The sequence below is a fragment of the Mycobacterium paraense genome, from assembly GCF_002101815.1.
Classification (GTDB): Bacteria; Actinomycetota; Actinomycetes; order Mycobacteriales; family Mycobacteriaceae; genus Mycobacterium; species Mycobacterium paraense.
Genome location: NZ_LQPM01000031.1, coordinates 23,234 through 29,355, shown reverse-complemented (window position 1 = coordinate 29,355; position 6,122 = coordinate 23,234). Strand labels below are relative to the sequence as shown.

General features: G+C 69.6%; 6 protein-coding genes. 1 reads left to right on the top strand and 5 read right to left on the bottom strand.

Features of this window, described 5'->3' with window-relative positions; all coding sequences use genetic code 11:
• The coding region (locus tag AWB89_RS22535; protein ID WP_142282608.1) for a PE family protein at positions 1–1,235 on the bottom strand (1,235 nt) is incomplete at its 3' end.
• Positions 1,236–1,603: 368 nt separating this feature from the next.
• Entirely contained in the window at positions 1,604–3,040 is a 1,437-nt protein-coding gene (gene glnA, locus AWB89_RS22530) for a type I glutamate--ammonia ligase (RefSeq protein ID WP_085103939.1), read from the bottom strand.
• Positions 3,041–3,243: 203 nt separating this feature from the next.
• On the opposite strand from glnA, the gene AWB89_RS22525 reads away from it, so the two are divergent.
• Positions 3,244–3,675: an RDD family protein gene (locus AWB89_RS22525; RefSeq protein ID WP_241520574.1), complete on the top strand. Its 432-nt coding sequence runs from the start codon at positions 3,244–3,246 to the stop codon at positions 3,673–3,675.
• 18 nt (positions 3,676–3,693) lie between these two features.
• On the opposite strand, the gene AWB89_RS22520 is transcribed toward AWB89_RS22525, so the two are convergent.
• The 3 genes from AWB89_RS22520 to lipB are packed head-to-tail and all read right to left on the bottom strand — an operon-like array spanning position 3,694 to position 6,095.
• Positions 3,694–4,446, bottom strand: a complete 753-nt coding sequence (locus AWB89_RS22520; RefSeq protein WP_085103937.1) for a DUF4191 domain-containing protein — start codon at positions 4,444–4,446, stop codon at positions 3,694–3,696.
• 27 nt (positions 4,447–4,473) lie between these two features.
• Positions 4,474–5,400, bottom strand: a complete 927-nt coding sequence (gene lipA / locus AWB89_RS22515) for a lipoyl synthase (protein ID WP_085176645.1) — start codon at positions 5,398–5,400, stop codon at positions 4,474–4,476.
• Positions 5,397–6,095 (bottom strand): lipoyl(octanoyl) transferase LipB, encoded by a 699-nt coding sequence (lipB, locus tag AWB89_RS22510; protein ID WP_085176643.1) that lies wholly within the window; start codon positions 6,093–6,095, stop codon positions 5,397–5,399. Before lipB ends, lipA begins: the two co-directional genes overlap by 4 nt.
• Positions 6,096–6,122: the final 27 nt, after the last annotated feature.

Sequence of the window (6,122 nt, the reverse complement as noted above, 5' to 3'; positions counted from 1 at the left end):
GCCTGACCGCCCCCGCCGCCACCACTGCCGCCGGAGCCGAACAGAAAGCTTCCCGTCCCGCCGGAACCGCCGCTGCCGCCGGCGAATCCGCCACCGACACCACCGGCGCCGCCGGCGCCGCCGACCGAATGGAAGAGCACTCCGCCCGCACCCCCACCGCCGGCGCCGCCAACGCCGCCCGCGCCGCCCGCACCGCCAAAGTTGAAGAGGCCGTTCAAGAGCGAGTCAAAGCTATAGATCGTGCCAAAGGGCGGAATTGGAATCATGCCGCCGCCACCGCCGCCGCCACCGATACCGAGGCCGCCGCCGGCGCCACCGACGCCGGGGTCTGTGGCGGAAGCGCCGGCGCCGAAGTCGCCGAGCCCGCCGCCGCCACCACCTCCACCGAAAACGCCACCAGTGCCGCCACCGCCACCGCCGCCGCCCGCGCCACCGTTGCCGAGGACCAACCCGGCGTTGCCGCCGGCGCCGCCCATACCGCCGGCGGCCTGACCGCCGCCGCCGCCACCACCGTTGCCGCCACGGCCGAATATCGACGCGTTCCCGCCGGCGCCGCCGGCGCCGCCGGAGGATCCGCCGGCACCGCTGCCGCCGCCGCCGCCGGCACCGCCGTTGCCCAGCAACAACCCGCCGGTGCCGCCCGCGCCGCCGGCCCCACCGGGGACGCCGCCGGCACCGTTACCGCCCGCGCCGCCCCTGCCGCCGTTACCGATCAGACCCGCGGGCCCACCGGCACCCCCGGCCACCCCGGGCGTGGTGCTCGCACCGCCCCTGCCGCCGTTGCCGAGCAACAGGCCGCCGGGCCCGCCGGGCTGGCCCACGCCGCCGATGGTTTGCCCGTCGGCGCCGTTGCCGATCAGTGGGCGTCCGGTCTGCGCCAGGAATGGCGCGTTGATCGGGCCCAGCAAATCCTGCACGATCGTCTGCACCGGATTCGCCGTAAACGCCGCAACATTGGCGGCCTCCGCGCCGGCATAGGACTTCGCGCCCGCGGTCAACGCCTGCACAAACTGATCATGAAACGCCGTCGCCTGGGAGCTGAGCGCCTGATACGCCTGCGCGTGGCCGGAAAACAGCGACGCGACCGCCGCCGACACCTCGTCACCGGCGGCGGCCACCACCCCGGTGGTCGAAGCCGCCGCCGCGGTGTTGGCCTCGCTGATCATCGAGCCGATGTTCGACAGATCCGTTGCTGCCGGAGCCAGGAGATCTGGGGCCGCCACCAGATAGGACATCGCTGCCCTCCTACCGGGTCATCAACCCCCGTGAGGTAAAAGGTATCGCGCGACGACTCCTTCCAACATGGGTAATCCGCTACCTATTTTGATTCGACATGCAGGTGCTGCAGCGCGGCCAGGGACCAAGCCGCCCCGGGGCACCATCAATTGCGCCCCGGTTCGTCGGCCGGGCGTGGCCGTTTGCATCACGTGCGCCACGAGATAAAGCCGTTGTCCCACTTGAAATCTCGAGAATTCCGGGCCGAGGTTGGTGAACTCGTTCTCATCGGCCATGTGGTGTAGCCGAAGAGTCCATCCGCTCGGCAAGCGGAGCCGTAATCGCCGAGCGGATGGACTCCGTCGAACCTGTTGCGTACCCGAAGGTCTTAGACGTCGTAGTACAGCGCGAACTCGTAGGGGTGCGGCCGGATCTGGACCGGCAGGATCTCGTTCTCGCGCTTGAAGCTGATCCACGTCTCGATCAGGTCGGGCGTGAAAACGCCTCCCTCGGTGAGGTATTCGTGGTCGGCCTCCAGCCGGTCGATCACCGCGGACAGCTGGGTGGGCGCCTGCGGGATGTTCGCGGCCTCCTCGGGCGGCAGCTCGTAGAGGTCCTTGTCGACCGGGGCCTGCGGCTCGATCTTGTTCTTGATGCCGTCCAGCCCGGCCATCAGCATGGCCGAGAACGCCAGGTAAGGGTTGCCCGACGAGTCGGGGCAACGGAACTCCAGCCGCTTGGCCTTCGGGTTGCTGCCCGTGATCGGGATGCGCACGCACGCCGAGCGGTTGCGCTGGCTGTACACCAGGTTGATCGGCGCCTCGAAACCGGGAACCAGCCGCTTGTAGGAGTTCACCGTCGGATTGGTGAACGCCAGCAGCGACGGCGCGTGGTGCAGCAGTCCGCCGATGTAGTGGCGGGCGGTGTCCGACAAGCCGGCGTAACCGGTCTCGTCGTACATCAGCGGGCTGCCGTCCTTCCACAGCGACTGGTGGGTGTGCATGCCGGAACCGTTGTCGCCGAACAGCGGCTTGGGCATGAAGGTGACGGTCTTGCCCGCCTGCCACGCGGTGTTCTTGACGATGTACTTGTACAGCTGCATGTCGTCGGCCGCGTGCAGCAGCGTGTTGAACTTGTAGTTGATCTCGGCCTGCCCGCCGCTGCCCACCTCGTGGTGGCCCTTTTCCAGGCTGAAGCCTGACGCGATCAGGTTGTGCAGCATCCTGCTGCGCAGGTCGACGTAGTGGTCGACGGGGGCGACGGGGAAGTACCCGCCCTTGGGGCGGACCTTGTAGCCGCGGTTGGGGCTGCCGTCGTTCTCGTTGGGCTCGCCGGTGTTCCACCAGCCGGAGATCGCGTCCACCTCATAGAAGGAGCCGTTGGTCCGTGAGTCGAAGCTCACCGAGTCGAAGATGTAGAACTCGGCCTCGGCGCCGAAGTATGCGGTGTCGGCGACGCCGGTGCTGATCAGGTAGTTCTCCGCCTTGCGAGCGATGTTGCGCGGGTCGCGCGAGTAGGGCTCGAGGGTGAACGGGTCGTGCACGAAGAAGTTCAGGTTCAGCGTCTTGGCTTCGGTGAACAGGTCGATGCGCGCGGTCTCGGGGTCGGGCAGGAGCAGCATGTCGGACTCGTGGATGGACTGGAATCCGCGAATCGACGAGCCGTCAAAGGCCAGGCCGTCCTCAAAAACGCTCTCGTCGAAAAACGAAACCGGAATTGTGAAGTGCTGCATGATGCCTGGCAGGTCACAGAACCGTACGTCGACAAATTCGACGTTCTCGTCCTTGGCGAGTTTGAAGACGTCGTCGGGCGTCATTTCCGTCACAGAATTGCTCCTTTACTTGGTGATCCGCGGCCTGACGCTATGGAGCGCATGTTGCCCGTCAGTCAACTCGATGTTGCGCAGAGGTTACGTGACCATGCTCCCCGCAGCAGAATCCGGGTCGCCGGCGGGTTCTATTGTGGGGCCATGACCCGCAAGATCGTATCTGGTCGGCTGCACGGGCGCACTAGTTCCCGGCGGCCCCTGTGACCGAGGGTTTGCCGGGGGCACGATCGGCCTATCCCGGGGAGCGGCTGGGCCTGCCGGAGCGGGGGCCGGGGTCGCTGGCGCCGATGGGCCGCCGGCTCGCGGCGCTGATGATCGACTGGCTGATCGCCTACGGCCTGGCGGCGCTGGCCATGGCCTTCGGCCTCTTCTCCCAACGGGTGCTGTCGACGGCGGTGCTGGTCGTATGGCTCGTGCTCGGCCTGGTGGCGGTGCGCCTGTTCAGTTTCACGCCGGGGCAGTTGGTGCTGGGCCTGCAGGTGGCTTCGGTGGACGGGCGGGTGCCGGTCGGGCTCGGCCGGTTGGCGGTGCGCGGGGTGCTGGTCGCGATGGTCATCCCGGCGCTGTTCACCGACGTCGACGGCCGCGGCCTGCACGATCGCCTGAGCGGCACGGCGGTAATCAGGCGCTGACGTAGAACGTGGCGGCGGCTACCTGCGTCGCACGGTGCGCTGCACGCCGCGCATCTTGCCGGCGTTCGGCAGCGGCCCCTTGGGCATGACGGCGGCGCCGGCCCGCGATCCCAGGGCGGCCAGCCGCGACTCGAGCGAGTCGATCTGTTTGGCGGTGATGTTGTTCGGCAGGCGGGTGAGGTGGCGCTCCAGCTTGCCCAGCGGAACCTCGCCCTCGCCGTTGCCGACGACGATGTCGTAGATCGGCACCTCGCCGACCAGCCGGGCGGTGCGCTTCTTTTCCTGGGCCAGCAACGGTTTGACCCGGGCCGCCGACCCCTCGCCGACCAGGATGACGCCGGGCCGGCCGAGCACCCGGTGCACGGCGTCGAAGTGACCGGTCGCGGCGACGCCGGGGGTCACCCGCCACTTGCCGCGCAGGTTGTCCAACACCCACGCCGCGGCGCCGGTCTGACCTTCGGCCTTGCTGTAGATCGAGCGCTGGGCCCGGCGGCTGAAGATGATGAACATGACCAGGGCGCCCAGCAGCACGCCGAGCGGGATGAGCGTGAGCATGGTCAGCCCGCCGGCCCACACCCCGACGGCCACCGAGATGCCGACGATCAGCACGAAGGCGCCGATCATGTACGGCAGCAGGCGCTTGTCCTCCTTGCGCTGCATGTTGAACGCCTGCCACAACTGGCCGCGGCGCTCCTTGGCGGCGGCCTTGCGGGCGGCGGCCGCCTGAGCCCGGGCGGCCTTGTTCTCGGCGGCAGTGCGGGGTTTAGCCATAGTCACTAAGGATACGTACGCGCCCGATTAGGAGGCGCGGCCGGCGACCGCTTGGGCGTACAGCCGTCCGGCCCGGTAGGACGACCGCACCAGCGGGCCGGCCAGCACCCCCGAAAAGCCCAGCGCCTCGGCGTCGCGGGCGAATTCGTCGAACTCCTCGGGCGTCACCCAGCGCTCGACCGGGTGGTGGCGCGCGGTCGGGCGCAGGTATTGGGTGATCGTCACGATGTCGCAGCCGGCGTCACGCAGGTCGGCCAGCGCGCTGCGCACCTCGTCGGCGGTTTCGCCCAGCCCCAGGATCAGGTTGCTCTTGGTGACCAGGCCGGCGTGCCGGGCCGCGGTGATCACGTCCAGGCTGCGCCGGTAGGTGAACGCGGGCCGGATGCGCTTGAAGATGCGCGGCACGGTTTCGACGTTGTGCGCCAACACTTCCGGGCGCGACTTGAAGACCTCCGCCAGCCGCGAGGGCTCGCCGTTGAAGTCGGGGATCAGCAGCTCGACGCCGGTCGACGGGTTGAGCTCCTTGATGGCGCGCACCGTCTCCGCGTACAGCCAGGCCCCGCCGTCGGGCAGGTCGTCGCGGGCGACGCCGGTGACCGTCGCGTAGCGCAGCCCCATCGTCTGTACGCTGTCGGCGACCCGCCGGGGCTCGTCGCGGTCCAGGGCGGCCGGCTTGCCGGTGTCGATCTGGCAGAAGTCGCAGCGGCGGGTGCACTGGTCGCCGCCGATCAGGAAGGTGGCTTCCCGGTCCTCCCAGCACTCGAAGATGTTGGGGCAGCCGGCCTCTTCGCAGACCGTGTGCAGGCCCTCCTTGCGGACCAGGCCCTTGAGTTGGGTGTACTCCGGTCCCATCCGGGCCCGGACCTTGATCCACGGCGGCTTGCGCTCGATCGGGGTCTGGGCGTTGCGCACCTCCAGGCGCAGCAGTTTGCGGCCCTCGGGAGCGACAGTCACATGCCCGATGCTACGCGGGCGACGGGGTGTTCCCGCACGGGAAGGACGCCGTCCAGCGCGTCGCAGACCGCGGCCGCGACGGCAGCGCGCACCTCGTCGACCGCGACCGGACGGCCCAATTCGGCCGTCAGGGACGTCACGCCGGCGTCGCTGATGCCGCAGGGGACGATCGCAGTGAACGCGCCCAGGTCGCAATCGCAGTTCAGCGCGAACCCGTGCATGGTGGTCGCGCGCGCCACCCGCACGCCGATGGCGGCGACCTTGCGGGCGGGCCGGACCTCGCCGGCCGGCACCCAGACCCCCGACCGGCCCTCCACCCGGACGGTGTCCAGGCCCAGGTCGGCGCACACCTTCATCAGCGATTCCTCAAGGCGCCGAACGTATTTCACCACGTCGAGCGGCTCGGCCAGCCCGATGACCGGGTAGCCGACCAGCTGTCCGGGGCCGTGCCAGGTGATCTTGCCGCCGCGGTCGGTGTCCACCACGGGCGTGCCGTCGACCGGCCGCTCCTGCGGCTCCGTGCGGCGTCCGGCCGTGTAGACCGGCGGGTGCTCCAGGAGCAGCAGCGTGTCGGGCCCGCCGGCGACCCGGGCGTCGACCAGGTCGCGCTGCAGCTGCCAGGCGGTGCCGTAGTCGACGGTCCCCAGCTGGCGGACGTCGATCGCGGCCGCGCTCGACCGGATGGAAGGACTCACGTTCGTGACGGTACTCGCCCGGCGACA